Origin of the sequence: Allocoleopsis sp., assembly GCF_036703385.1 — a bacterium.
Lineage (GTDB): Bacteria > Cyanobacteriota > Cyanobacteriia > Cyanobacteriales > Coleofasciculaceae > Allocoleopsis.
Window position 1 is genome coordinate 1 of record NZ_DATNPA010000579.1, and the last position, 3665, is coordinate 3665.

Sequence of the window (3665 nt, forward strand, 5' to 3'; positions counted from 1 at the left end):
CGTCGGATTCTCAGAACGAGATTCCCTGTTGATTACGGTAATTACAGGTATTGTTAACATTGTGACAACATTTATTGCGATCGCTACCGTAGACAAGTTTGGTCGCAAGCCTCTACTGCTATTAGGGTCTATCGGGATGACCATTACCCTAGGAACACTGGCACTGGTCTTTGGCAACGCAGCGATCGACCCTGCTACAGGTAACCCTACCCTGCACGGTACCGCTGGCATCATCGCCCTCCTGGCCGCTAACCTCTATGTCGTCTTCTTCGGTTTCTCTTGGGGACCCATCGTCTGGGTGCTGTTGGGAGAAATGTTTAATAACAAGATTCGGGCGGCGGCGCTTTCACTGGCTGCATCAATCCAGTGGATTGCCAATTTTATCGTCTCTACTACATTTCCGCCCCTCCTCAAAACCTTCGGGCTAGGCTCGGCCTACGGTCTTTATACGATCGCGGCAGCCATCTCAATCTTTTTCGTCCTACTTTTGATTAAGGAAACCAAAGGCAAGGAGCTAGAAGAGATGTAAGCTATTGGCTCTTCAACCGCATTTGGCAAAGGGCAGTTAGAACAGTTGGTGAATTATTACATTACTACAGAGAAAAACCCTTAAAAGCAAAGCAAATGCTAAAAAATGATGAGTGATCTCTGAAATTTAGAGGTTGTTAACCTGGACAGGCTTCTCTACTGAGGTCTTGCACCCAAGGAGAGGACGGGCGGAACGCCCATCCCACAATGAATAATTTTTCTTGTGAGGTAAGCATCAGAGCCTGCCCCATGAAAGATTCACTTGAGACTGGTGCAAGTTCTTCGTCTACCGAGAAACACCTGTAACCAGGAGCGCTAGAAAACCTAAACTCATCTTGTGAACTCTGTTCCCTATCACTGCCTATGAACACACGGATTGTACCCACGCAGCCCTTTGCTGACCAAAAACCTGGCACCTCCGGCTTACGCAAGAAAGTCCCTGTCTTTCAACAACCTCATTACCTGGAGAATTTTGTTCAATCCATCTTTGACAGCCTGGAATCGTTTCAGGGAAAGACATTGGTGGTTGGTGGTGATGGTCGCTACTACAATCGTCAGGCGATCCAGATCATCCTGAAAATGGCAGCTGCGAACGGTTTTGGGCGCGTGCTAGTCGGGCAGGGCGGCATTTTGTCTACCCCAGCTGCCTCCGCAGTGATTCGCAAGTACCAAGCATTCGGCGGAATTATCCTGTCTGCCAGCCATAACCCAGCTGGTCCTCACGAAGACTTTGGCATTAAGTACAACATTAGTAATGGTGGCCCTGCGCCTGAGAAGGTAACTGAGGCAATCTTTGCCCGCAGCAAGGTAATTGACCAGTACAAGATTCTGGATGCTGCCGATGTTGAGTTGGACAAACTGGGTACGTTTCAACTAGAAACGCTCACCGTTGAGGTGATTGACTCTGTGGCAGACTATGCCGAGTTGATGGAGTCCTTATTTGATTTTGATCGCATCCATCAACTCCTCACCTCTGGGCAATTTCGGATGTGCATGGATTCCTTGCACGCCGTAACAGGCCCCTATGCCCATGCACTGTTCGAGCAACGCTTAGGGGCACCCTCCGGTACCGTGCAAAACGGCATTCCCTTGGAAGACTTTGGTGGTGGACATCCCGACCCTAACCTAGTCTATGCTCACGATCTGGTTGAAATTCTCTTCGGGGAAAATGCACCGGATTTCGGGGCCGCTTCCGATGGAGATGGCGATCGCAATATGATCCTAGGAAACCATTTCTTCGTCACTCCCAGTGATAGTCTGGCTGTCTTAGCCGCTAACGCTAAGCTGGTTCCCGGTTATCAATCAGGGCTATCAGGCATTGCTCGCTCTATGCCCACCAGTCAGGCACCCGACCGGGTAGCCGCACGCTTGGGGATTGAGTGCTATGAAACGCCGACAGGCTGGAAGTTCTTTGGCAATCTCTTGGATGCAGGGAAAGCTACACTGTGCGGTGAAGAGAGTTTCGGGACTGGCTCAAACCACATTCGAGAGAAAGATGGGCTTTGGGCTGTCCTATTTTGGCTTAATATTATAGCCGTTCGCAAACAATCCGTCAAGCAAATTGTACAAGAACACTGGCAAACCTATGGACGCAATTACTATTCGCGGCATGACTATGAAGCGGTAGATAGCGATCGCGCGGCTACACTCATGAACAATCTGCACAGCCTCCTCCCGAACCTCAAAGGGAAACAGTTTGGTAGCTATGAAGTAGATTACGCCGACGACTTCAGCTACACTGACCCTGTTGATGGCAGCGTCAGTAAGAATCAGGGCGTGCGTATTGGCTTCACCGATGGCTCACGGATTGTGTTTCGCCTTTCGGGTACAGGCACCCAGGGCGCAACCCTGAGAGTTTATCTAGAAAGTTACGAACCCAATATCGCCAAACACAATCTCGATCCACAGCAGGCACTCGGAGATCTGATTGCGATCGCCGATGAACTGGCTCAAATTCGTACTCTTACAGGTATGGACAAACCCACCGTAATCACCTGATATAGTCCGGCATCTACAAGCCCCCGACAAGAGCATTCTTCTGTCAGGGGCTGTTGACCTACAATTCCAGGTAAGTAGCTCAACCCAGATTTTGCAACAAAAACCTTTGCGTTCCTTTGCGTAAACCTCTGCGTCCTTTGCGTTAAAAAAAAGCGGAAACTATAGATTTCATTTTTTTGTGTTTTTTTAAGTTGACTTACTTATCTGCTGCGCTGTTAAGTTCAATCAGCTCCTCTCCATCTACAAGGAACAGGGTTTGTCCCGCTAACATCTTTAATTTATGAAAATATTAGTGCTGAATGCGGGTTCGAGTAGCCAGAAGAGTTGCTTGTATCAACTCGATGATACGTTGCCAGAGTTGCCACCTGCGCCACTTTGGGAAGCTAAGGTTGATTGGACAAAGCACCCAGGAATAGCAGAACTGGAGGTCAAAGCGAGAGGTGCGGTTCTGGAAGAAGAGTTGCAAACCACTTCCCGACCGGATGTGATGGCTCACATGCTGGAAACCCTCTGGAGTGGCGATACTCAGGTGATTGCTAATCCAGCCGATATTGATATTGTGGGTCATCGGGTGGTGCATGGGGGTCAGGAGTATCGCCAAGCCACCTTGATTACCCCACAAGTCAAGGAAGCGATCGCCAATCTCTCTACTTTTGCCCCCATTCACAACCCTGTCAACCTGGAGGGTATCGAAGCGATCGAGAAAATTCTCGGAACGGCTACCTCTCAAGTCGCTGTTTTTGATACTGCCTTTCATTCAAACCTCCCTCTTTTCGCTGCGGTTTACCCAATTCCTTACGAATTGTTTGAGCAAGATATCCGTCGCTATGGATTTCATGGCATCAGTCATCAATACTGCGCTTACCGCACGGCTCAACTGATGGGTAAAGAGTTGGCGTCTTTGCGCCTGATTACCTGTCATTTAGGTAACGGTGCTTCTCTGGCTGCTATCCGCAACGCTCAGAGTATTGATACTACGATGGGATTTACTCCCCTAGAAGGGTTGATGATGGGCACTCGCTCTGGCTCTATTGACCCTGGTATCTTGATTCACTTGCTGCAACACACCGATTATGACGCCCAAAAGTTAGACGAAGTCCTCAATAAGGCTTCTGGGTTGAAGGGTATTTCTGGCGTAT

Annotated in this window: 3 protein-coding genes; all 3 read left to right on the top strand. The window is 49.1% G+C overall.

Annotated elements, in window-relative coordinates:
- On the top strand, positions 1-529 hold a 529-nt coding region (locus V6C93_RS28055; RefSeq protein WP_333479967.1), incomplete at its 5' end, for an MFS transporter.
- A gap of 362 nt (positions 530-891) precedes the next feature.
- A complete protein-coding gene (locus tag V6C93_RS28060) occupies positions 892-2526 on the top strand; it encodes an alpha-D-glucose phosphate-specific phosphoglucomutase (protein WP_333479968.1) in 1635 nt (544 codons plus the stop codon).
- A 280-nt stretch (positions 2527-2806) separates the two neighbouring features.
- Positions 2807-3665 (top strand): acetate/propionate family kinase (locus tag V6C93_RS28065; protein ID WP_333479969.1); only part of this gene is annotated, 859 nt, incomplete at its 3' end.

Excerpts from the sequence above, each read along its gene's own strand:
- V6C93_RS28060 (WP_333479968.1), top strand. The coding sequence starts at position 892 with ATGAACACACGGATTGTACCCACGCAGCCCTTTGCTGACCAAAAACCT.